Source organism: Colwellia sp. BRX8-5, from assembly GCF_014077325.1.
GTDB lineage: Bacteria > Pseudomonadota > Gammaproteobacteria > Enterobacterales > Alteromonadaceae > Colwellia_A.
This window is the reverse complement of the sequence record NZ_JACGVR010000014.1, coordinates 76191-99003: the sequence shown is the minus strand read 5'-3', so window position 1 is coordinate 99003 and position 22813 is coordinate 76191. Positions and strand designations below refer to the sequence as shown.

Annotated in this window: 19 protein-coding genes, 1 pseudogene and 1 riboswitch; of the genes and pseudogenes, 9 read left to right on the top strand and 11 right to left on the bottom strand. The window is 38.2% G+C overall.

Annotated elements, in window-relative coordinates; translation table 11 throughout:
• Window positions 1–16: 16 nt before the first annotated feature.
• On the top strand, window positions 17–1825 hold the full coding sequence (locus H4J62_RS11345; protein WP_182217407.1) for an alpha-amylase family glycosyl hydrolase: 1809 nt from the start codon (window positions 17–19) through the stop codon (window positions 1823–1825).
• A gap of 173 nt (window positions 1826–1998) precedes the next feature.
• Here the strand turns inward: H4J62_RS11345 and pdsO are convergent, their stop codons facing one another.
• Window positions 1999–2799 carry a sortase-associated OmpA-like protein PdsO gene (gene pdsO / locus H4J62_RS11340; protein WP_182172364.1) on the bottom strand — a complete coding sequence of 267 codons (801 nt, stop codon included), beginning with the start codon at window positions 2797–2799 and terminating at the stop codon, window positions 1999–2001.
• 196 nt (window positions 2800–2995) lie between these two features.
• Here pdsO and pdsR point away from each other — a divergent pair, with 196 nt between their 5' ends.
• Both pdsR and pdsS read left to right on the top strand, forming a co-directional pair.
• Complete coding sequence (gene pdsR, locus H4J62_RS11335; protein WP_182217405.1) at window positions 2996–3694, top strand: proteobacterial dedicated sortase system response regulator; 699 nt, start codon at window positions 2996–2998, stop codon at window positions 3692–3694.
• Window positions 3684–5879, top strand: a complete 2196-nt coding sequence (gene pdsS, locus H4J62_RS11330) for a proteobacterial dedicated sortase system histidine kinase (RefSeq protein WP_182217403.1) — start codon at window positions 3684–3686, stop codon at window positions 5877–5879. Before pdsR ends, pdsS begins: the two co-directional genes overlap by 11 nt.
• Window positions 5880–5883: 4 nt before the next feature.
• Here pdsS and queE read toward each other — a convergent pair whose 3' ends face one another.
• Window positions 5884–6558, bottom strand: coding sequence for a 7-carboxy-7-deazaguanine synthase QueE (queE, locus tag H4J62_RS11325; RefSeq protein WP_182217401.1), 675 nt, complete (start codon window positions 6556–6558; stop codon window positions 5884–5886).
• A gap of 79 nt (window positions 6559–6637) precedes the next feature.
• On the opposite strand from queE, the gene queC reads away from it, so the two are divergent.
• A complete protein-coding gene (gene queC / locus H4J62_RS11320) occupies window positions 6638–7297 on the top strand; it encodes a 7-cyano-7-deazaguanine synthase QueC (RefSeq protein WP_070376829.1) in 660 nt (219 codons plus the stop codon).
• A 74-nt stretch (window positions 7298–7371) separates the two neighbouring features.
• Here queC and lysC read toward each other — a convergent pair whose 3' ends face one another.
• The 4 genes from lysC to H4J62_RS11300 all read right to left on the bottom strand — a co-directional run bounded on the left by lysC (window position 7372) and on the right by H4J62_RS11300 (window position 10450).
• Window positions 7372–8724: a lysine-sensitive aspartokinase 3 gene (gene lysC / locus H4J62_RS11315; protein ID WP_182172353.1), complete on the bottom strand. Its 1353-nt coding sequence runs from the start codon at window positions 8722–8724 to the stop codon at window positions 7372–7374.
• A 111-nt stretch (window positions 8725–8835) separates the two neighbouring features.
• A riboswitch (Lysine riboswitch) is annotated at window positions 8836–9034 on the bottom strand.
• 165 nt (window positions 9035–9199) lie between these two features.
• Window positions 9200–9607, bottom strand: a complete 408-nt coding sequence (locus H4J62_RS11310) for a GNAT family N-acetyltransferase (protein WP_182217399.1) — start codon at window positions 9605–9607, stop codon at window positions 9200–9202.
• Between the two features lie 60 nt (window positions 9608–9667).
• A complete protein-coding gene (locus H4J62_RS11305) occupies window positions 9668–9952 on the bottom strand; it encodes a hypothetical protein (RefSeq protein WP_070376826.1) in 285 nt (94 codons plus the stop codon).
• Between the two features lie 90 nt (window positions 9953–10042).
• Window positions 10043–10450, bottom strand: coding sequence for a hypothetical protein (locus tag H4J62_RS11300; RefSeq protein ID WP_182217398.1), 408 nt, complete (start codon window positions 10448–10450; stop codon window positions 10043–10045).
• Window positions 10451–10588: 138 nt separating this feature from the next.
• On the opposite strand from H4J62_RS11300, the gene H4J62_RS11295 reads away from it, so the two are divergent.
• The gene (locus H4J62_RS11295) at window positions 10589–10768 is read left to right on the top strand and encodes a DUF6435 family protein (protein ID WP_182217396.1); all 180 of its coding nucleotides are present in this window, start codon (window positions 10589–10591) and stop codon (window positions 10766–10768) included.
• Between the two features lie 104 nt (window positions 10769–10872).
• On the opposite strand, the gene H4J62_RS11290 is transcribed toward H4J62_RS11295, so the two are convergent.
• Entirely contained in the window at window positions 10873–11493 is a 621-nt protein-coding gene (locus H4J62_RS11290) for a hypothetical protein (RefSeq protein ID WP_182217394.1), read from the bottom strand.
• 271 nt (window positions 11494–11764) lie between these two features.
• Between H4J62_RS11290 and deoA the strand changes: the two genes are divergently transcribed.
• On the top strand, window positions 11765–13081 hold the full coding sequence (deoA, locus tag H4J62_RS11285) for a thymidine phosphorylase (RefSeq protein WP_182217392.1): 1317 nt from the start codon (window positions 11765–11767) through the stop codon (window positions 13079–13081).
• A gap of 102 nt (window positions 13082–13183) precedes the next feature.
• Window positions 13184–14395 carry a phosphopentomutase gene (locus H4J62_RS11280; protein ID WP_182217390.1) on the top strand — a complete coding sequence of 404 codons (1212 nt, stop codon included), beginning with the start codon at window positions 13184–13186 and terminating at the stop codon, window positions 14393–14395.
• 210 nt (window positions 14396–14605) lie between these two features.
• Here the strand turns inward: H4J62_RS11280 and pgi are convergent, their stop codons facing one another.
• From pgi to add, 4 genes are all read right to left on the bottom strand, one after another.
• Complete coding sequence (pgi, locus tag H4J62_RS11275) at window positions 14606–16258, bottom strand: glucose-6-phosphate isomerase (protein ID WP_182217389.1); 1653 nt, start codon at window positions 16256–16258, stop codon at window positions 14606–14608.
• Between the two features lie 62 nt (window positions 16259–16320).
• On the bottom strand, window positions 16321–17283 hold the full coding sequence (tal, locus tag H4J62_RS11270; RefSeq protein ID WP_070376819.1) for a transaldolase: 963 nt from the start codon (window positions 17281–17283) through the stop codon (window positions 16321–16323).
• 64 nt (window positions 17284–17347) lie between these two features.
• Complete coding sequence (locus H4J62_RS11265; RefSeq protein ID WP_070376818.1) at window positions 17348–18568, bottom strand: NupC/NupG family nucleoside CNT transporter; 1221 nt, start codon at window positions 18566–18568, stop codon at window positions 17348–17350.
• A gap of 515 nt (window positions 18569–19083) precedes the next feature.
• Window positions 19084–20085, bottom strand: coding sequence for an adenosine deaminase (gene add / locus H4J62_RS11260; protein WP_182217387.1), 1002 nt, complete (start codon window positions 20083–20085; stop codon window positions 19084–19086).
• A gap of 225 nt (window positions 20086–20310) precedes the next feature.
• On the opposite strand from add, the pseudogene H4J62_RS20440 reads away from it, so the two are divergent.
• Window positions 20311–21498, top strand: a pseudogene (locus H4J62_RS20440) (endonuclease/exonuclease/phosphatase family protein); the annotation flags it as partial.
• Window positions 21478–22749: an alkaline phosphatase gene (locus H4J62_RS20435; RefSeq protein ID WP_259364731.1), complete on the top strand. Its 1272-nt coding sequence runs from the start codon at window positions 21478–21480 to the stop codon at window positions 22747–22749. The pseudogene H4J62_RS20440 and the gene H4J62_RS20435, both read left to right, overlap by 21 nt.
• Window positions 22750–22813: the final 64 nt, after the last annotated feature.

Below are 22813 nucleotides of genomic sequence, written 5' to 3'. Positions count from 1 at the left end.
AATGGATGAGAATATAATGATAATAACAAATAGTACATTCACATTAAAAAAATCAAAGATTGCGCTACTTATCTTAAGTGGCCTATTTCTTAGCGCTTGTAATGAAACTAAGCCAATTCACATAGAAAAATCAGCCAGCTTAAGTGAGGCAAAAGCCTTACCACTTAAAAATGCTGACGATTTAGCTCCTTATTTAAATAGAAATATACAAGATGAAGTTTTTTACTTTGTTATGCCCGACCGTTTTTATAATGGCAACACCGATAATGACCAAGGTTCTAAGACCGACATAATATCTGCTGGTGGTTTTGATAAAGCCGACAAAGGCATGTATCACGGCGGTGACATTCAAGGTTTGCAGGCTAAACTGCCTTATTTGAAAGGTATGGGGATTAGCGCTATTTGGTTAACACCTATTATGCGTAATCAGGCCATGCAAGGTGATTCTTCGGGTTATCATGGTTACTGGATCTTGGACTTTAATGAAATTGACCCACATTTGGGCAGTAATGAAGATTTAAAACGTTTCATTAACGCTGCACATAAAGAGAATATAAAAGTATTTTTTGACATTATTACTAACCACACCGCTGACGTTATTAAGTATGTTGAATGTCACGGCGAAGATGGCTTACAGTATTTGATGAAAGAAAATGATGGCTGTTTATATAAAACACTTGCTCAAGTGGCAGCGGGTGATACTTATCAAGCCGTTATTCCTAAAGGCCAAGAAAACCTTAAATCACCCGCTTGGTTAAATGATAAAAAATATTATCACAACCAAGGAGATACAACCTATGAAGGAGAAAACTCGATATATGGCGACTTTAGTGGCTTAGATGATATTGATACTAACTCACCTGAAGTGGTTACAGGCATGACCGAAATATTCAAAAATGTCATCAGTGAATTTAAACCTGATGGTTTTAGAATTGATACCGTAAAGCACGTCAATATAGAGTTTTGGGCAGATTTTGCCCCTGCGCTTGTTGACCACGCAAAAGCGATTGGTATTCCAGAATTTTTTATGTTTGGTGAAGTATATAGTGGCGATGTTAAAGAATTAAGTGCTTATACCACTGTAGGTAAAATGCAGTCTGTACTTGATTTTTCCTTACAATTTGCTTTACAAGACACCCTTATTAAACAGCAAGGAACACATAAACTTGTTGAGGTGTTCGAGAGTGATGCTTACTATAATGACAGTGACAGTAATGCCAATCAGTTGCTTAACTTTACCGGTAACCATGACATGGGACGTTTTTCAGGCATGTTGAAAAGTAGTGATTTCAACTATAGCGAAGCAGAAATTATTCAACGCACCTTGCTAGCCCATGCGATGGTTTACTTTCTGCGTGGCGTGCCAATTGTCTATTATGGCGACGAGCAAGGTTTTGTTGGTGATGGCGGAGATAAAGACTCTCGCCAAGACATGATGCCTTCCTTGGTAGACAGCTACAACGATGATGATTTACTCGCAAATATTAAAACAACCGCTGATGACAACTTTGATGAAAATCATCTATTTTATAAGACATTTGCTGAGTATGCGGATATCTATTATCAATACCCAGCACTTAGGTTTGGCGAACAAAAATTCATAAATGCTGATAATAAGCCGGGGATTTTTGCGGTATCTCGTACATTAAAAGACGAAGAAGAAATCATTATTGTCTTTAATACAGCAAAAACAGAAAAGTCTGTAGCGTTAGGCTTTACCCTCAAAAATGGCGAAAAAATATACCCAGCCTTTAAAAATAATGAGTTTGTCGATGGAACATTAACCGTTCCCCCGTTAAGTTTTGCTATTTATCAGGTCAGGTAGCTGAAGGTTTAGTATTTTTTGCACAGATAAAGAAAAACCAAGGCGCTATGGGAGTGTCCTTGGTTTTTAATTTATTCTTTAATTAGTAAACTATTTCATTATTTGCTGTTTCACCTCCTTATCTTATTTAAATAAATGATTGAACACACCTTTACCTTCACTTATACCAACACTTAATAATTATTAGCCACTTGCTCGGTGTTACTGTGCAGCTTTATTACCACACGTCGGTCATAAAAACTGACTTCTTGTTGAGTGTTAGCCACTACCGGCGCTTGCTCACCAAAAGCAAACAGTTTAATGCGTTCTGCTTTAACGCCTTGGTCAATTAAGGCATTTTTAACGGTGTTAACACGAGCAATAGACAGCGCTTGGTTTGATTTTTTATTACCTTGTTTATCGGTATAACCCGATAAATCGATAAAGAGTTTTGGCGATTGTTGTAACATTTCTGCCAAAGCAACGATTTGACTTTTATAGTGCGGCTGTAAGTCACTAGAGCCAGTTGAAAATTGTAAACTCATCAGTAAATTTTCAGCTTGTAGTTGACTGGCATTTTGGTGTTTTTTATCAAAGTTTTGTTCTAAAACCGATAATTCTAATTGATGATTTTGTTCAGAGCGTTGTAAATTGCGGCGGAACTCGTTTGCAGCCTGCAAATAATCATGCTCTTGCTTTTTCAATGACGCCTGTAGTTCACTCAAATTTTCTTTATCGTTTTGTGTTTTCGCAATAAGTGTACCGGTCGCTCCCACTAAAATAGCGCCAATAGGACCACCAAATATCGCGCCAATGATCATGCCGCTACCTAAGCCAATACTTTCTTTATCTCTGTCACTAAGTTCAACCGAATCGCTTGCTGTTAAGTTTGACTTTTCAAAGGCGTATGCGGAATGACTTAATGTCGGTGCAGCAATAAGCGCTGTGATTAAGAAAAGTTTCGCTGGGTTTAATTTACTGTTAATTTTTTTCATGTTAATTCCTAAATGATTAAGGTGTTTTTTGTTGACGAGGTAATTAAAACAAGAAAAATAGGCTTTGAAACGACACAAAAAAGGCAAAGTAATGAGCAAATGTGGCAACAATGTGGCAATTACAACAATTGCGCGCATTTATAAAAAAACTCTTATATAGTGCCTTAAAATAAGTTAACCAATAGAGTCGTATAGAGTGTTAAAACGAATTGCCATAGTCGAAGATGAAGCCGCTATAAGAGAAAACTATGCGGATGTGCTGCGTGTTCAAGGTTATCAAGTGCAGACCTTTGCTAATAGAGAAAACGCCTGTAAGGCCTTTGCAATAAGTTTGCCACACCTTGTGATATTGGATATTGGCTTAGAGCAAGAATATGACGGCGGTTTTACCCTATGCCAATGGCTTAGGAATATATCAACGACCTTGCCTATTATTTTTTTAACTGCGCGTGATAATGATGTTGATACGGTGTCAGGATTGCGTATTGGTGCTGACGATTATTTAACTAAAGATATTAGCCTGCCACATTTATCAGCGCGCATTGCAGCCCTCTTTCGTCGCCAAGAAGCACTAAAACAGCCAACTGCTGAAAGTAGTTTACTCACATTAGGGCCGCTAACTATCGACAATCAACGAATGAGCATTGTTTGGCAACAACAAAGTGTTGATTTAACGATCACCGAATTTTGGATGGTCTTTGCCTTAGCTAAAAACCCCGGACATGTTAAGAACCGTCAACAACTGATGAAAGACTCCAACATCTATGTCGATGACAGTACCATTACTTCCCATGTAAAACGTATTCGTAAAAAATTTAACCAAATAGATAAAGACTTTAACTGCATAGAAACAGTTTATGGCATGGGCTATCGTTGGAACAAAGATGAAAAATAAGCTCAATTTTCGTTTCGGCTTACGAACTAAGCTTTTACTCCTGTCTAGTTTTCTCTTTGCCATTCCCTGGTTTGGTTATCAATACGTATGGGAAATGGAAAAGTATTTACGCTTTGGTCAAGAACAAACAATCATAGGAACAGCAAGAGCCCTCGCGACTTCGTTGCATGAACGCCCTAACCTTTTTAATAACCAAGCCAGTTTCTTACCCGATGTTGAAAAAGGTAAAGACCTTTACGGTTATCAGTTATCCCAAGCGATAAATCTCGACGGTTTACCCAACGACTGGCCAAGTTTTCAAGAAAAGTCCCACTACTATGGGGTTAATAACCAGCTTGGTCGGCAATTAAGCGTTGATAAGCTCACTAATCATTTCAGTGCCGCTGTTGGAAAATATGATAAATACTTATACTTTTTTATTCAGGTGATCGACGATACGGTTATTTATCGTGATGAAAATGCTCGAGCCATCAACAAAAATGATCATCTGGAATTATCATTCAACGATATTAATGGCAATTTTCAACGCTTTATCGTCAGTAATAAAAATCAGGGCTGGCTTGCTGCCTATCGCATTAATGATCTTGAAAGTAATGAACGGCTTCAATTTCCAAAGCCCGTTAGCTTCATTCAGGGCCAATGGCGCAATACCGAGCAAGGTTATAATATTGAACTGCGCATCCCTTTAACTAAAATCAGCGATCGCTTAGCCTTTGCCATTCATGATGTCGATACGCCATTAAGTGCAGCCACAACAATAATAGGCAGTGCAGATCCAAGTAGCGCAGCAACCTTAGGCACCATTTTGGTGCCGTCACCTGAAATTGAACGCATAGTAAAGGGCATGAGTTACACACAGTCACGTATTTGGGTGGTTGATCAACATCATCGCGTACTAGCAAAAAGTGGCGACATAAAAAAAGCCAGTGGCTTATGGCAAAAAAACATCAATAACTCTGATAACGATGGCTCTTGGTATGCTTGGACACAAAAATACTTACAACCGTTATTTCAACATTTGCTCAACAAACCTCAAGATGATTTTATTGACCGTCTTTACGACACGCAAAACCTAACGGGTGAACATATTGAAGCCGCACTTGCGGGTATGCCAAAATCTCAATGGCGATTAACCACAGATAAAAAAGCGGTAATCATATCAGCTGCATACCCTATTTATATCAGTGATAAGGTCAACGGTGCGGTCATTGTTGAAGAAACAACCAATGGCATTCTCAGTGTACGAAATAAAGCCTTAGAGAAATTGTTTACGTCAATTTTAGCGATTATGTTATTGGGTGCTTTCGCTTTTTTCTTTTTTGCGTCACGTATTTCAAATCGCATTCGCCAACTGCGTAATCAGGCAGAAATTGCTATTGATGAACACGGTCGAATCAATAACGAGATAGCCGAGAGTATGCAAGTATCAACAGCCAATGATGAAATTGGCGACCTCTCTCGCAGTTTTTCTACGGCAGTAAATCGTTTAAGCCAGTACAATCATTACTTAGAAAATATGTCGTCACGACTCTCACATGAACTCCGCACCCCGATAGCGATTGTTAGAACATCCTTAGAAAATTTGTCTTTACAAGCCTTACCTGAGAAAAGTTCCGCTTACATTGACCGTGCCCAAAGTGGTATTAATCGCTTAAACAATATATTAACCAATATGAGTGAAGCGACTCGTCTTGAACAAATGCTCAATCAAACTGACAAGGTCAGTTTTAATGTCTTTGACGTGCTTAATGGTTGTGTACAAGGATATCAGCAGATATACCCTAACTTTACTATTGAGTATTTGGCCTCAGATAAAAAAGTAATGTTGGCGGGATCGCCTGAGCATATAGCGCAATTATTAGATAAGGTTGTCACTAATGCCGTAGAGTTTAGTGAAGATAGTAAACTTTTCATAACTACAGCGTTGAAAAATAAAGACATCACCATTCACGTTAGCAATAACGGCACGTTATTACCCGACACGATGGAAGAGCGACTTTTTGATTCTATGGTTTCAATGCGTGAAACACCGCAAATGAAAGAAGATAAGACCCCTCATTTGGGATTAGGCTTATATATTGCCCGTTTGATTTGTGAATTTCATCAGGGGCATATCGTGGCAAGTAATCATCATAATCCGCAAGGTGTCACGGTGTCGATTACTTTGCCATTGCAGGTAAAGTAATTATTTACTCTATACCTAAATATTTATGTACTTGAACGGATAAACGCCAATTATTTTCAATACAGCTTTTTATTGCTAACGCTGTTGCCCGTTCTTTTTGGCTAATCGGTTGCAAATAAACTTGGGTGTTAACAATATTATGTTCGGCTAATAACGCTTTTAAGTCGTCTATATGCTGCTCAGTCGCCACTGGATGTTTAATTTCATTGGCACGTAACATCGCTGAGTTTAATATTTTGTAGCCACCCTTCATGTTTACTTTGGGTGAAACAGTCACCCAGCACTTATCCGTCACCTGTATTTCAAAAGTACCCGATGTTTCTAATTGACAACTAAAACCATTGGTTTCAAGTACTTGGCACAGAGGGAGTAAATCAACCATCGCTGGCTCACCGCCTGTGATAACAATGTGTTTGGCTTGATAACCTTCTGCCGTTATCATCGCTAAAATATCTTTAACCGTAAGCGCTGACCACGTTTGAGATTCAGCTTCTTTTGTTAACATAGCATTCGGTGTTACTTCATCTTCAAGGTTTATTGCCCAAGTATGCTTAGTATCACACCACGAGCAAGCAACGGGGCAACCTTGTAAACGGATAAAAATTGAAGGTTGACCGGTAAAAGCGCCCTCTCCTTGAATAGTTTCAAATAATTCATTAATTTTGTATTTTACGGTCATCGGGGTTTTTGCCTGTTTATTGCTGGTGTAAATTGAAGTAAAATGCGCGATATTAATTATACCCTAAGAGACTTTAGAAATGACAAACAAAGTTGTTGTTATTTATTCTGGTGGCATGGACTCATTCACTGTTCTTAATCGCGCCTTGCATGATGGCAAAGAAGTGTTCGCATTAACCTTTGATTACGGACAGCGTCATGTCAAAGAAATTGAATTTGCCAGTACGGTTTGTCAATCACTTGATGTAAACCATAAAATTATCGATATATCATCTATTAATCAATTACTTGCTGGTTCTTCATTAACCGACAATATTGATATTCCTGAAGGTCATTACGAAGCTGAAAGTATGAAATCAACGGTTGTACCTAACCGTAACATGATTTTGTTATCACTTGCGGTCGGTTATGCCGTTTCAGTGGGGGCTAGCCAAGTTTATTACGGCGCACATTCAGGAGACCATGCAATATATCCTGATTGTCGTCCCGAATTTGTAATGAAAATGAATGAGGTGTGTAAAATAGCTAACTACGAGTCAGTAGAAATATTTAGCCCTTATTTAACGGTTACTAAAAGTGATATTTTAACCGATGGATTAAAAATGGGCTTAAGCTATGATAATACTTGGACGTGTTATAACGGCCGTGAAAAAGCCTGTGGAAAATGTGGTGCCTGCCAAGAGCGTTTAGAAGCTTTCAGTGATAATAATGTTACCGATCCGTTAAGTTACGAATCTTGATAAATAAAAGATAAAACACGGCAAGGTGTTTTATCTTTTTTCTGTACTGACCAAAGAAATATTACGCTTAAAGCTTATGAAAATAAGGCATTGTGTAGCTTTTCAACGGTTTCATTTGCTTGTTTCTCGTCGACTAAGAAACATAAGTTATGTTCACTGGCGCCATGACAAATCATCCGCACGTTTATCCCTGATATAGTTTCAAAAATACTGGTACCAACGCCATTACTGCGATGCATTTTATTTCCTATAACCGCTATTAACGATAAACCGTGCTCTACGGTGACTTCACAAAGCTGTTCTAATTCTTCAACAACGGTTGAATTTAAAAGCGCTTGCGTCGACCCCGTTGGATTATCAAAGGTTAGCGCAATACTGATTTCACTGGTGGTAATTAAATCAACACTCAGTTCATGTTTGGCTAAAATACCAAAGACTTGTGCAAGAAAACCACTAGCATGTAGCATAGCAGGACTCTTTACCGTTACTAATGTTTGCTCTCTACGTAAGGCTATTGAGCGGTATATTGGGCTCGATTCAACAAACTGTTGAATGCGTGTACCCCCCTTCTCTGGTTCCTTACTTGAACCAACAAAAACCGGAATATTCTTTCTCATCGCAGGAATGAGTGTTGCCGGATGAAGAATTTTTGCGCCAAAGGTCGCCATTTCAGCCGCTTCGCCAAAACTGATTTCTTTAATAGCACGGGCATGCTCGGTAATACGTGGGTCTGTGGTAAAAATACCGACAACATCAGTCCAAATAGAAAGATTATCGGCATGTAACGCTTCGGCTAAAAGTGCCGCACTGTAATCAGATCCACCACGGCCTAGGGTTGTCGTATGACCGTCCTCGTCTTGACCAATGAAACCTTGGGTAACGATAACTTTATCAACCAGCAAAGGCATAAGAAATTGCTGTGCGTTATTAGCGAGCATCTCAAGGTTAACAACGGCTTTACCGTATAATGCGTTGGTTTTCATAACTTGGCGAACATCAAACATTTCGCCATTAACACCAACAGATTTAAGGACTTGTGCAAAGATACATGAACTCATTTGTTCACCAAATGACAAAATTGCATCGGCTATGCGTGGGCAATAATTAAGTGATTGCGCGTTAGAGAACTCGCTTAACTCATTTAGCAGTTGATCAATTTGAAAGTTTAGCTGTGTTTCTTCAGCTAAATGTTGGGTAATATTAAATTGGATAGCGCGAATACTGCTAATGATTGTTAATTGTTCATGCTGAGATACATCTTTTTGACTTAAACGAACCAGTAAATTAGTAACGCCTGAACTTGCAGATACGACAACAACTTTGTTACTTGCATCGTTTTTAATGATCTGAGCGCATCGTAACATCGCTTGATGATCAGCTAGACTTGTGCCGCCAAATTTTGCAACAGTAAAAGGTAATAATGACATCTAAGGTCTCCCTAATTAAGCCCCCAGTAATAATTATAGGGTAACTTTATAAACTTCAAGGAAGAGCATGGCTGAATTAAGAAGTGTTCTTGGTAAGATAAACTAAACTTTTCAGCCAGAAGCTCTCCACCATAATCTAATTAGCACTTAACATACTAACTAGAGGTGACAATCCTAGGGATTCAGCCCTAGTAACCGAATAAATAACGCCACTCGCTAATTACTCTCGGCAATAGTCTCCCTCAATAACAGTCAAAAGAATGGTGGTTCTTCGTGTTATCTACCTAGCTACTGCTCCTCTTCTGGTTGATTATTAAAAACATACAATTTGAGTATTTATTCTAATAACCGACATGTGGATTAAATCCTATCTGTAATAATAAATCAACAGGCTAAGTCGATCTTTTTTAGAAATAATAGCTTAATAGTATTACCCATAGTTCAACTAAAGCATGGCTAGGCTTTTATATAAAAATTAACGGTTGCTGCAGCGCATTAATTTTATACCACCGACATCCGTTGAAAAACCAAGATTTTTATAAAAGCTCTCCAGTTCAGGTAAGCAATATAATTCAAAATGTTTTACTTTGATTAATTTATCATGGTTTTTAACCAGGCTCATCAATTGCTGACCGATACCATTACCGCGATGAGAGGCGCTTACAATCACATCAAAGATTATTGCTTTATAGATAAAGTCGCTTAGAATTCGCGTAAAACCAATGAGCTCATTGTCTACATCGAGAATACCAATACAAATTTGAGAACCACGAATACAATTTTGAGTGTCTTCGAGTGAGCGTTCTTTACCCCACCATACACTTTTATAAAGCTGGTGAACTTGCTTTATATGGTCGTCAGAAAATCTATAAATTATGGTCATCTTTAATTTTTAAACTCAATATTCACTGACCTATTAACAGACAGTAATTAGCCAGCAACATTATTTAATAAGGGTAACACCCGCAACTTCTACCACTGTTTTTGCATCAGCACGTTCAATAACTTTTAATAGTGTTGTTTGAATAGTTTCATCTTTTCTCGCATCACCTTTACTGGTAAATTTTTGCTCTTGTGGAGCATCACCTTCAGCGGCAATAAAACCAACCACAACTTCAGTAGCACAATCAGCTGACTGACCAAAATAAGCTAATGAAATTTGTGGGTAGCCTTGAAATCCTTTCTTAACTCTTTTATCAATACGTTTAGTCGATTTGTCTAAGTTCATAATAATTATCCAAAAAATAACGCGATATTCGCGCGAATAAAACAATAGTTATCTAAAGTCATAAGTGATTTATCAATATAAGCTAACCCACTACAACACATGCTGAACCCATAAGATGAATATCAATACTACATGAGGAAATGCAACAGTAGGCCTAATTGATTGACAGGCATATTCTTTAATTAAGGTAAGACCTGATAAGCTAACTTTATGATATTCAGAGTTAAATTGACATACATTTTCACTACTGTCGGCTGAAATATATTTTTCCAGCTGTAAAAGCCGTGTCTCAATACGTGATTGAAATGTCTTCCAAACAGCATCTTGAAGCCATAAAACGACTAAGATTAAAAAGATAGGAATCGTGATTACATTCGATATAATGGCTATTAGTAAAACGATAACGGCAATAAGTTTTATATAAAGCGAATGTTTCTCATAGCTGTCAAACTGATTTTGGAGTAAGGACCATTCTGAGCTGAATTTATTTTTTTCCATTTTTCCCTCTTATAATGAGAATAAATTTTTGCAACACGTAGCACGATACAATAAGTTTTTAATTAAAATGTAAATAATAAAAACTAAAATCGATTTGTATACGTATAACTAACAGTAACCAACTCAATGGTAAATAAAATGTTTGGGATATTTAAAAAAGACCCGATAAAAAGATTAAATAAACTCTATGAAGCTAAGCTTGAACAAGCGATGTTTTCGCAAAGAAATGGAGATATAAAGTCATATTCGATGATCACTGCTGAAGCAGAAAAAATAGCCGTGCAGATTAAAGATTTAGAAAATTCACAAAAGAACTAACGCGCTAATAGCGAACACCCCGCCACTTCATTTAAGGTGATGGCGGGATTTTATTGTTTTCCCTTTTAAACCCGGTATTTATCTGCTTGCGGTCTTCAGTACACTCAATTGATTAATAATTCGTAATGATCAGCCTTTTTGGTAAAGCCAACCCGTCTCAAGTAAAGTTCATGAGCATCATCTGATGGCTCGACGATTAAATGTTTAATACCTTCTTGTCTTAGTTGATTTTCTTCAGCAGAGAACATAAATTTGGCTGCTTTAAAATCTCGGTCTTCGGGAATGATATAGTCGAGTAGCACTTCAACCTTACCGTCCTCATCTAACTCCCGATAAGCAAATAATCCTACGGGTTTCATGTTCCTAAACAATAACAATACCACGGCATCATCAAGTTGCTGCCACTGAAAGTTTTTACATAAGCCAATGATATCTTTACCGTAACGTTCCTTTAACAAGTTGAAAAAAGATGATTCCACTGATTTTAATTTAATTAAATCAAATTGATCTTTTTCTTGATAAATACGGATTAAATAGTATACATCAACCAAAGCTATCCAACCGTTTAAAATAAAAACAGGGTAGGCATCAATAAAGTACCCGTAAACACTAAAGGCAGCAGCACCAAATAAATTTATCCAACGCAATCGTTTGATATTAGACATCATTAACGATAAGGCAATTAGCACACTTGCAACATAACCAAAGGCTTCTAACAGGGACATGACAATACTCTTTTAGTAAAACAACGGGCATAGTATAATAATCTGACCAATTGGTCAGAAAAACACGATTAGATCTTGACACATGAGTCAGGAAAACACAATATATGGCTATTAAATGTATTAAACAGCTAGTTATGGCTCAACTATAATACTAAATAAAAGCAATACATAGCTATGCTATTAGCAACCAATTAACAAATTAAAAAGCATGGACGTTTACATAATTGTTACCTAATGCTTTTCAACTCAATTATTATCTAAAGGGATCACTATGCACTTACCTCAAAATATCATTCGTCAAAAACGTAATAAACAAGCTTTAACTGTAGATGAAATTCAATGCTTTGTTGACGGTCTTAAAACAGGTGATTTCACCGATGCACAAGTTGGCTCTATGGCTATGGCTATTTGGCTTAATGGCATGACAACCGATGAAGTTGTTAATCTAACCATGGCTATGCGTGACTCGGGTACGGTTGTTGATTGGCATAATAAATTAAACAAACCCATTGTAGATAAACATTCAACGGGTGGTGTTGGTGATAAAGTAAGCTTAATGCTAGCACCAATAGTCGCGGCATGTGGGGCTAATGTGCCAATGATTGCAGGACAAGGTTTAGGTCATACTGGTGGTACGGTTGATAAATTAGAGGCCATCCCTGGTTTTAATGTTCGCCCTAGCCTTGCAGAGTTCCAAGCAACAGTTAAAGAGCAAGGCACAGCAATTATTTCACAAACCAAAGATTTAGCACCAGCCGACAAACGTCTTTATTCAATTCGTGACGTAACGAGCACAGTAGAATCCATCCCATTGATCACCGCTTCTATTTTATCAAAAAAATTAGCAGCTGGCCTCGAGTCTTTAGTCATGGATGTAAAAGTAGGCAATGGCGCGATGATGGCCGATATTGAATCAGCTCAAGCATTAGCTCATTCAATTGTCTCAGTCGCCAATGGCGCAGGAACACCGACACAAGCATTAATCACTGATATGAATCAACCGCTGGGAACCACAGTGGGTAATGCGCTTGAAATACAAGAAACTATAGATTATTTGACCGGAAAATATCGTGAACCAAGGTTGCATGAAGTCACGATAGCCCTTGCTGCTCGAATGTTATTAACCAGTAAAATAGCCCGTGATATTGAACAAGCAACAACGTTGGCCGAAGAGGCATTAACATCAGGTAAAGCCGCTGAAATATTTGGCAAAATGATCACCGCGATGGGTGGCCCAGCTGATTTATTAACTCACAGTGAAAGTTTACTGCCTAAAGCTAATATGACTAAAAACATCGTCGCCTCAAAAGCTGGTTACATTGGCATTATGGATACTCGTGCTATAGGTATGGCATTAGTAGAAATGGGTGGTGGTCGTGTCGACCATAATCAAAGCTTAGATTACAGTGTCGGCTTTAGTGATATTAAGCCAAAAGGCACGAAAGTCGCTGAAGGTGACATCATTGCTATTGTTCATGCCAAAGATGACGCTCAAGCAACTCAAGCGATTAAACAATACTTAAGTGCGGTTGAAATTTCAGTAGCGCCAGTTATTGTTGAACCTGTGATACATCAACTCATTACCTAATTATTGATACTCAACTGAGATGAATCCATTATTAAGGCGACTGTAAAGTCGCCTTAACTTTTTATCCCCTTCTTTAAATAAATTTATAAAATGAGAACAATTATGTCGAGAGCAATTATTTTGGTCATTGACGGTTTTGGCTTAGGTCATGCCCCTGATGCAGAAGCTTTTGGTGATGTTAACGCCAACACCTTTGCAAATTTAGCTGAAAAATTTCAAGAAATTAAAGGACGCCCTTTAAAGCTTCCTCATTTAAGTAAACTGGGCTTAGTTAAGGCTTGTCAACAAGCGTCAGGTCGCACGCTTTGTGTTGAACCCGTTAAGCCAACGAAAGGGGCTTATGGTTACGCTGCTGAAATAAGTACTGGTAAGGATACCCCTAGTGGTCACTGGGAAATGGCAGGAGTGCCGGTTTTATTTGATTGGACTTACTTTACTGATAAGAAAAATAGCTTCTCAGCAGAACTGATGGCACAAATAAACCAAGCCACAGGTTATGCTGATATGTTAGGAAATTGCCATGCCTCTGGTACCGATATTATCGCTAATTTAGGCGAACAACATATAAAAACAGGTTTACCTATTTGTTACACCTCAGGCGACAGTGTTTTCCAAGTTGCCGCCCATGAACAACACTTTGGCTTAGATAATCTTTATAAATATTGTCAACAAGTGCGGGTAATACTCGATCCGTTAAATATAGGACGTGTGATCGCTCGCCCTTTTATTGGTGAGATTCCTGCCGATTTTGAGCGAACAGGTAATCGCAGAGATTATTCAGTATTACCTCCAGCGACCACCGTATTAGAAAAATTAACGCAAGCCGATGGTACGGTGATAAGTGTCGGTAAAATTGCCGATATTTTTGCGCATCAGGGTATTAGTATCAAAACCAAAGCAACCGGACTACCTGCGTTATTAGATGCAACGCTCGCACATATGAAAACCGCAGCAGATAAGAGTATTATTTTTACCAATCTAGTTAATTTTGATCAAGACTTTGGTCATCGACGTGACCCTGTCGGGTTTGGCGAAGCGTTAGAATATTTCGATGAGCGTTTAGCGGAGTTTTTAGATCAAATGGCTGATGATGACTTACTGCTATTAACCGCTGATCACGGTTGTGATCCTACTTGGCCAGGCAATGATCATACGCGTGAATTCGTGCCAGTTATCGCTTATCACAATCATATCCATTCGATAAACTTAGGCCAACGCAATAGTTTTGCCGATTTGGGACAAACTTTAGCCAGTTTATTTACCTTAGACGCAATGGATTATGGTCAGTCTTTTTTAGACGAACTAAAGTTTTAATCATTGAAGCCTTAACTCAAGGACCCTAGTTGGTCCCTTGATAAACGTATTTACTAACAATAAATTGGCTTTTCAATTTGCCAACAGATTTAACAACACTGCCTGATATCAACAGATTAAATAAAAAAACCGAGTAAACTATTATTGATACATAGTCTTACTCGGTTATTAATCATTGATTTTTATTGAGTATTTAAAGAAGGCCTAATGTTACATCAATGATTTATTAGCATCTCGGTATTGCGCAAGGAGTAATTCTGTCGAACTGTCTGAAAGTTCAGTATTATTAGGCTGTCCAATGCGAGATAATATATCATCACCTAATATTTTCCCAAGCTCGACCCCCCATTGGTCGAAGGAATTTAAGTTCCAAATAACCCCTTGAACAAAGACTTTATGCTCATATAAAGCAATTAGCGTCCCAAGTTGGTATGGTGTTAATCGGTCAAAGGTCAAGGTATTCGATGGTCGATTCCCTGGCATTTCTTTATGTTTGGCAATCACTTTGGCTAATGCTTCTTCCATACCTGAAGCGACAAGTTCATCATAGGCTTGTTGATGTGTTTTACCTTGCATTAGCGTTTTACTTTGTGCAAAACAATTGGCAACGAGCATATCTTGGTGACCGTTCATATTATGTTCAGCAACTAATGGCTGAATAAAATCAACCGGTACTACTGACGTACCTTGATGTAATAACTGATGAAAAGCATGTTGACCATTCGTGCCTTCTGCGCCCCAAATAACCGGACCGGTAGTACTGCTGACAATTTCATTATTAAGCTGGCAGCTTTTACCGTTAGACTCCATGTCCATCTGTTGTACATACGCAGGAAAACCACGTAAATAATGACTGTATGGTAATAAAGCATGAGTTTGACAACCAAAAAAGTTATGGTTCCACACCCCTAACATCCCCATGAGTACCGGTAAGTTTTGCTCAAGCGGTGCCTCTTTAAAATGCTTATCAAGATCGGCAGCACCTTTTAGTAATTCAGTAAATCCTTGATTACCTATTGCCATCGCAATAGGCATGCCAATAGCTGACCATAATGAATATCGTCCCCCAACCCAATCCCACATCGGAAAAACATTGTCACCATTAATACCAAATTCGACCGCTTTAGTTACATTGGATGATATGGCAATAAAGTGTCGGTTTAGCTGCTCAAACGTAACACCATAGTCATAAAACCATTGGCGAGTAGACTCGGCATTCGTCAGAGTTTCCTGAGTATTAAAAGACTTTGATGCGATCAACACCAAGGTTGTTTCAGGGTTTAAATGAGTTAAAACATCATGTAGATGATTTCCATCTATATTGGCCACAAAATGCTGTTTAGGCCCACCTTCAACATAAGGTTTTAATGCAGTAGTCACTATTTTAGGCCCTAAGAAAGAGCCACCAATACCTAGATTTAAGACATCAGTAATAGATTTACCACTATAACCTAACCATCTCTTGTCACGCACTTGGTTAACGACTGCTTCTACCTTAAGGCGCACCGCTTTGATTTGAGGTATAATATCAACACCGTCAACAAGTACAGGTGTACTGTCTTGTTGTCGCAAAGCTGTGTGTAATACCGATCTGTTCTCAGTATTATTAATCGGCGCACCAGCGAACATCGCCTCTCTTTTTTCAGCTAATTGCGCTGATTCGGCTAACTCGATTAACAAAGCGCGCGTTTTCTCAGTAATACGATTTTTTGAATAATCTAAATTTAAGCGACAAGCACTAACCGATAAATTTTCTGCTCGTAGTGGATCACTGGCAAACAAGTCACGCAAATGGCTACTTTTTATCTCAAGCAAGTGTTGTTGAAGTTCTCGCCACTTATCGTTAAAAGTATCCATTAACATGAGTGTTGTCCTAAAGTGTCGTTAAAAGTATCCATTAGCATGAAGGGTTTCCTAAAGTTATCTTAAAATAATTGGCTTAGTTGTACTTCGAGCTTGCACTGGTCAATGGCAAAGTTACGAATACCTTCTGCTAGTTTTTCTGTTGCCATCGCATCTTGATTCATTTCCCAGCGAAACTCAGCTTCAGTTAATGCTACGGGTTTATCTTGAACACGAGTTGCAGGCATTAATTGCTGCGTTATACCTTGATAATTATCTGATAATTCACTCATTAATGGTGGACTGATCGTTAATCTGTCACAGCCAGCAAGGGCGATAACTTCATCGATATTACGAAAACTTGCGCCCATCACCACAGTATTGTAGTCATGCTGTTTGTAATAATTAAAAATTTCTGTAACAGAAATCACCCCAGGATCTTCATTGGCTAAATAGCTATCACGACCAGTATCTTTTTTGTGCCAATCAAGAATTCGACCAACAAAGGGTGAAATTAAATACACTTGTGCTTCAGCACAAGCTTTTGCTTGAGCAAAACTAAATAACAAGGTTAAATTACATTGAATCCCCTCTTGCTCAAGTTGTTTAGCCGCTTGAATACCTTCCCAAGTTGACGCCATTTTTATCAAAATACGTTCTTTACCAACACCGGCTTCTTGATACATAGCGATAAGTTGACGAGCCTTAACAATACTTGCTTCTTTATCAAAAGATAAACGTGCATCAACTTCAGTAGAAATACGACCGGGTACAATCGCTAAAATTTCTAAGCCAATTAATACTGATAATTTATCAGCCGCAAGACTGACTTCAATGGCCTTGTCTTTAGTCTGACTTTTTGCCCAATTAACAGCTTCTGTCAGTAAGTTTTGATAAGCAGGTATAGCAGCAGCTTTTAATAATAATGAAGGATTAGTCGTCGCATCCATTGGTGAAAATTTTGCTATGGCTTCAATATCCCCCGTATCAGCAACGACAGTTGTCATGGTTTTTAATTGTTCTAGTTGAGATAGTTGTGCTTGCATAATAATTCCTGTTAAAAAGTTTCTGTTTATTCGTTTGTTTATTCGTTTAAATTAATGAGGTAAATTAGATAAAAATTCCCGCAATAGTTGCGCTCATCAGGTTAGCCATAGCCCCAGCGAGAACCGCTTTCATGCCAAGCTTAGCAATATCGGGGCGACGAGAAGGTGCCATGTTACCCATGCCGCCCAATAAAATAGCCACGGAAGATAAGTTAGCAAAACCACAAAGTGCAAAGGTGATAATGGCTTGGGTTCTGGCACTTAATTGATCAGCAACAGTAATAAAATCTAGATAGGCGACGAATTCATTGATGATAATTTTTTGACCAAGGAAACTCCCAGCCATGTTTGCTTCATGCCAAGGGATCCCAATAAGATAAGCGACCGGTTGAAAAATATAACCTAAAATCAGTTGTAAGCTTAGGTTTTGTAGGCCGAACCATTCTCCAAAGCCACCTAGCAAACCGTTTACCATCGCCAGTAGAGCAACAAATGCTAATAACATAGCACCAACATTTAGCGCGAGCATCATGCCATTAGATGCTCCGGTGGCGGCTGCATCAATAACATTAACGGCCTCTTTAACATCGCTTTTCATATCGTCTAAATTGTCGTTCGGCTGTTCAGTTTCAGGCACTAACATTTTTGCCATAAGCAAGCCGCCAGGGGCAGCCATAAAGCTAGCAGCGATGAGGTATTTTAAATCAATACCAATACCAGCGTAACCGGCGACTACCGAGCCTGCTACCGATGCTAAGCCACCCACCATTACCGCAAAAAGTTCAGAGCGGGTCATCTTAGGCAAAAAAGGTTTTATCACTAAAGGCGCTTCGGTTTGACCAACAAAAATATTTGCGGTCGCTGACATAGATTCAGCTTGACTGGTTTTAAGAAGTTTTTGCAAACCACCACCAATAAACTTAATTACCAACTCCATTACACCAATATAATAAAGCACGGCAATCAACGCCGAGAAAAAGACGATGACGGGTAAGACATGGAAAGCGAACATAAAGCCTAAGCTTTTTTCACCTATTTGTTCGCCAAATATAAAGCTAATACCGTCATTGGCATAGCCAATAACATTAGATACACCGCTAGCAACACTCAACAAGATATCTTTACCTGCGGGGATATATAACACAAAAGCACCCAGAGATATTTGTAACACTAGTGCACCAATAATCGTTCGCCAATTAATGTTCTTTCTATCTGACGAGGCGAAATAGGCAATAGCTAAAAGGACAAAAATCCCCAAAATGCTGCGTAGTATATTCGTATCCATGTTATTCCCTGTTATTTTGATTTTATTATTATTTTGATGACAATGGAGACTAAGACCAAATACAGCATTTTATTTATTTTGAGTATTGATATTAAAAACCTGACTATATAGTCAGGTTTTTAATCTAAACTAAGATTCTACTTAGGTCAATAGGATATTATCGAATAACCACCAATTACTCGGATACTACAACAGCAATAATTATCGATAATATTAATGATGATCCCACTAGCAATTTAGTTGATAAATTGAATCTATAGACAGGTCATAACAACGAGGTTAAAATTTTAATGTATTGCTGTTATTTACCAAAAAAAATTAATTTTTATAGTGCTATTGACGGCAATTAAGATAACTTAAATCACTATATCAACTACTTATGATTGTTAGTAAGACTGCTGCACTATCTGCGATAAGTCATACCTAGTTGGTCAAAGTTAGATTGCTAAAGGCTTTAGCACAGCCAACTCCAACAAATAAACACAGTAATATTAGCGTTTATGTTATGACACTTCTCAACCCCTCTTCATTGCTGTCTGTCTTAAGACTCGCTTTTCATGGTCAGATAAGAAAGCCATTTTTAACGCGTTATCTTGTAATGTACGACACTGCGCTTGACTAAGCCCCGCTTCAAGTGCCGCATGCTGATATTCATATTTTATGTCACACCCCTGCACAGCAGGATCGTCACTGTTGAGGCAAACAAGTAAACCTCTATCAAGAAATGTTTTAACGGGATGCTGACTGATATTTTTGACTGTCCCTGTTTGATAATTTGACGTTAAACATGATTCAATGGCGATATTATGCTGATACATATAATCCATTAATTTTTCATCACCCACAGCGTGAGTACCATGGCCAATGCGGGTTGCATGTAATTCATTGATAGCCTGATAGATACTCGATGCTCCATCCGCTTCACCGGCATGAATAGTCACCTGTAAGCCGGCTTTATTAACCAAAGCAAAGTGTTCAACAAAGAGTTGGCCTGGCTTGCCTAACTCATCTCCAGCCAAATCGACCGCGACAAGTTCATTTTTGTGTGCAAGTAAGGCATGTAACTCCTCAAAACAGGCATTAACACCAAAGGTACGACTTAAAATACCAATAAGGTTAATTTGGACAGGAAAATCTTTTTGCGCTAACTTTACGCCGTCGACCACTGCAGCAACCACGTCGGTGACATTGAGCTTATGTTCCATAGCCATATAATAAGGAGAGAATCTTAATTCAGCATAATCAAGCCCTTGCAAAAAAGCGTCTTCAACGTTTTCATAAGCGATACGTTTACATGCCTCTAAATTAGCTAACACGCTAACGCCATAATCAAGTTTTTGTAAAAAAGAGACTAAGTTACTTTCTTTACCTTGAATTTGTACATGCTGTAATAAATCAGTCAAATTATCTGCGGGTAATTCGATACCATGCTGTTGTCCTAATGCCAGAATTGTTTTTGCTCTTATATTGCCGTCTAAATGGCGGTGTAAATCAATAAAGGGAATATCTCTAAACATTCTACTATTCCTTAACATTTTATCTGTTTATACTCATGGACAAAGAAAACTTGACCATATGGTTAATTTATTTTACATTCTAAACATAACCTGACACAAGTGACAAGTTATGTTTGATTAATGACTTATTCACCTACTAATATAAGTACATGAAATTGTGATAAATATATGAAATTTAAAATACAATTACTGACTAAAATTAAACATAAAAAGACCTATAAACCGCTGAAAATTAATTTTATTCAGCTAGCTTTACCGCTTTTATTAGCTGTTTTTGTCACTCAAGCATCCGTTATTCAACCTGCAATAGACCAACAACCTCACATTAGAGTAGCAACATTTAATGTCAGCATGGACGCAACTAATTACCTACCTAACAATAAAATAGGGTCAGGTGTTGAACTTATCGCTGCTCTTAAAGACGATCGTCAACAAATTAAGAATATTGCTGAAATTATTCAACGTAACCGCCCTGATATTATTCTCCTTAATGAATTTGACTATATTGCCGACCCAAAACAAGGCGTTGAAATATTTTTAAAGCAATATTTAGGTAAATCACAACAGGGAATCGCCGCCATTGATTACCCTTATTATTATTTTGCACCGGTAAATACTGGTGTAAGCACACCTTTTGATTTGGACAATAACGGTAAAAAAACTAATAACCTTGGCGACGCTCAAGGTTATGGCCACTTCCCAGGTCATTTTGGTATGTTGGTGCTATCTAAATATCCAATTGTTGAGGATAATATTAGAACTTTCCAACATTTCCTTTGGAAAGATATGCCCAATGCCATAGTGCCAATCAATCCAAGTACGAAAGAACACTGGTATAACGAACAAGAATGGCAAATGCTGCGTTTATCGTCTAAATCGCACTGGGATATTCCGATTAATGTCCAAGGTAAACTTGTTCATATACTAGCAAGCCACCCTACACCACCGGTGTTCGACGGTGAAGAAGACCGTAATGGTGCTAGAAACCATGACGAAATACGCTTTTGGCAAGATTATATTACCCCCAACAAAGGCAATTATATTTACGATGACCAAGGTGGTAAAGGTGGCTTAACATTAGATAGCCGCTTTGTTATTTTGGGTGATCAAAACGCCTCTAAAGATGAAGGTGCTGCCCGTAAAGAAGGTATTAGTAACCTTTTAGCTAGTCCTTATATTAACAATGATATGACACCTGCTAGTGTCGCTGGGATAAAAAACAGTAACAGCCCTTTTGCTGCTAATCATACCGCTGGTTGGGGTATGCAAGCAGACTATGTTTTACCTTCTCGCCTTGGTATTAACCTACAAAATAATGGTGTTTTTTGGCCAAAGAAAGACAGCCCACTCTATCGCTTAATTGAAACCCGCTCCGCTTCATCTGATCATCGTTTGGTTTGGGCTGATTTAACTTTAACAGCCAAAGATAAGCAGGCTAAAAATATTATCATGGTTATTGGCGATGGAATGGGACCCGCTTATACCACGGGTTATCGTTATTATATGGATAATATAAATACGCCACGGGTAGAAACAACTATTTTTGATGAACTGCTAACAGGCATGGCCAGTACTTATCCGGTTAATAGCCAAGGTTACGTTACCGATTCTGCCGCAGCCGCTACTGCATTATCTACCGGTTATAAAACCTATAATGGTGCGATTGGCGTTGATGTAAATAAAAAACCATTATTAACGCTAATGGAGCGAGCAAAACAATTAGGCAAGAAAACGGGCTTAGTGGTTACCTCCCAAATCAACCATGCAACTCCTGCTGCTTATTTTTCTCACAATGAAAGTCGCAAAAATTATAATGAAATCGCTGACAGTTACTTTGACGAAAAAATTAACGGTCACTTTAAGGCTGATTTAATGCTCGGCGGTGGTAGCAAATATTTTATTCGCCCAGACAGAGACTTAGTCAGCGAATTCAAGCAGGCAGGTTTTCAATATATTGATGACTTATCAAAACTTACTTCGCTTAATAAACAACAATCGGTATTGGGTTTATTTGCTGAAGTCGGACTACCTTGGACACTTGACAATAAAAATGAAAACCATCTACTGGCAATGGCTAAAGCTGGTGTACGACATTTAGAAAATAATCAAGGTTATGTACTACTTGTTGAAGCAAGTCAAATAGACTGGGCGGGTCATAGTAATGATATTGCTGCTGCTATGGCTGAAATGCAAGATTTAGCCGAAACACTTACTTGGTTGAATAACTATGTAGAAAATCGTCATGACACCTTATTAGTTGCCACGGCAGATCATAGTACTGGTGGCTTAACCCTTGGTGCTAATGGCGATTATCGTTGGCAGCCTGAATTTTTAAAAAACCTATCCGTATCACCTAAAAGTATTGCAACAAAATTAGCGCATCAAAACACAGCTATTTCTGCTCAGCAATTAACAGACGCACTCGGCTTTATTATTACCGACCAAGAAGCTAATTTGTTTATTGGGTGCAGCGATGAAAAATCTATCTATGAGCAAATTAAATTATTAATTGATGCAAGAACTAATACCGGTTGGACTTCTAGTGGCCATACCGGTATTGACGTACAAGTCTTTGCCACCGGGAATGGTGCTAAAGCCTTAAACCGTCATCAAACTAATACCGACATAGCTAAGCAGCTATTTTTGGTGCTTGAAGGCAATTAACTAAGATTCACTAATGGTCATTAATGACTGAATAATACTAACGAAGAGACTCAATACCATTGAG

Bases quoted from the DNA above. Each gene is read 5' to 3' on its own strand.
- H4J62_RS11345 (WP_182217407.1), top strand. From the start codon at position 17: ATGATAATAACAAATAGTACATTCACATTAAAAAAATCAAAGATTGCG.
- pdsO (WP_182172364.1), bottom strand. From the start codon at position 2,799: ATGAAAAAAATTAACAGTAAATTAAACCCAGCGAAACTTTTCTTAATC.
- pdsS (WP_182217403.1), top strand. From the start codon at position 3,684: ATGAAAAATAAGCTCAATTTTCGTTTCGGCTTACGAACTAAGCTTTTA.
- queE (WP_182217401.1), bottom strand. From the start codon at position 6,558: ATGACCGTAAAATACAAAATTAATGAATTATTTGAAACTATTCAAGGA.
- queC (WP_070376829.1), top strand. From the start codon at position 6,638: ATGACAAACAAAGTTGTTGTTATTTATTCTGGTGGCATGGACTCATTC.
- lysC (WP_182172353.1), bottom strand. From the start codon at position 8,724: ATGTCATTATTACCTTTTACTGTTGCAAAATTTGGCGGCACAAGTCTA.
- H4J62_RS11310 (WP_182217399.1), bottom strand. From the start codon at position 9,607: ATGACCATAATTTATAGATTTTCTGACGACCATATAAAGCAAGTTCAC.
- H4J62_RS11305 (WP_070376826.1), bottom strand. From the start codon at position 9,952: ATGAACTTAGACAAATCGACTAAACGTATTGATAAAAGAGTTAAGAAA.
- H4J62_RS11300 (WP_182217398.1), bottom strand. From the start codon at position 10,450: ATGGAAAAAAATAAATTCAGCTCAGAATGGTCCTTACTCCAAAATCAG.
- H4J62_RS11295 (WP_182217396.1), top strand. From the start codon at position 10,589: ATGTTTGGGATATTTAAAAAAGACCCGATAAAAAGATTAAATAAACTC.
- H4J62_RS11290 (WP_182217394.1), bottom strand. From the start codon at position 11,493: ATGTCCCTGTTAGAAGCCTTTGGTTATGTTGCAAGTGTGCTAATTGCC.
- deoA (WP_182217392.1), top strand. From the start codon at position 11,765: ATGCACTTACCTCAAAATATCATTCGTCAAAAACGTAATAAACAAGCT.
- H4J62_RS11280 (WP_182217390.1), top strand. From the start codon at position 13,184: ATGTCGAGAGCAATTATTTTGGTCATTGACGGTTTTGGCTTAGGTCAT.
- pgi (WP_182217389.1), bottom strand. From the start codon at position 16,258: ATGTTAATGGATACTTTTAACGATAAGTGGCGAGAACTTCAACAACAC.
- tal (WP_070376819.1), bottom strand. From the start codon at position 17,283: ATGCAAGCACAACTATCTCAACTAGAACAATTAAAAACCATGACAACT.
- H4J62_RS11265 (WP_070376818.1), bottom strand. From the start codon at position 18,568: ATGGATACGAATATACTACGCAGCATTTTGGGGATTTTTGTCCTTTTA.
- add (WP_182217387.1), bottom strand. From the start codon at position 20,085: ATGTTTAGAGATATTCCCTTTATTGATTTACACCGCCATTTAGACGGC.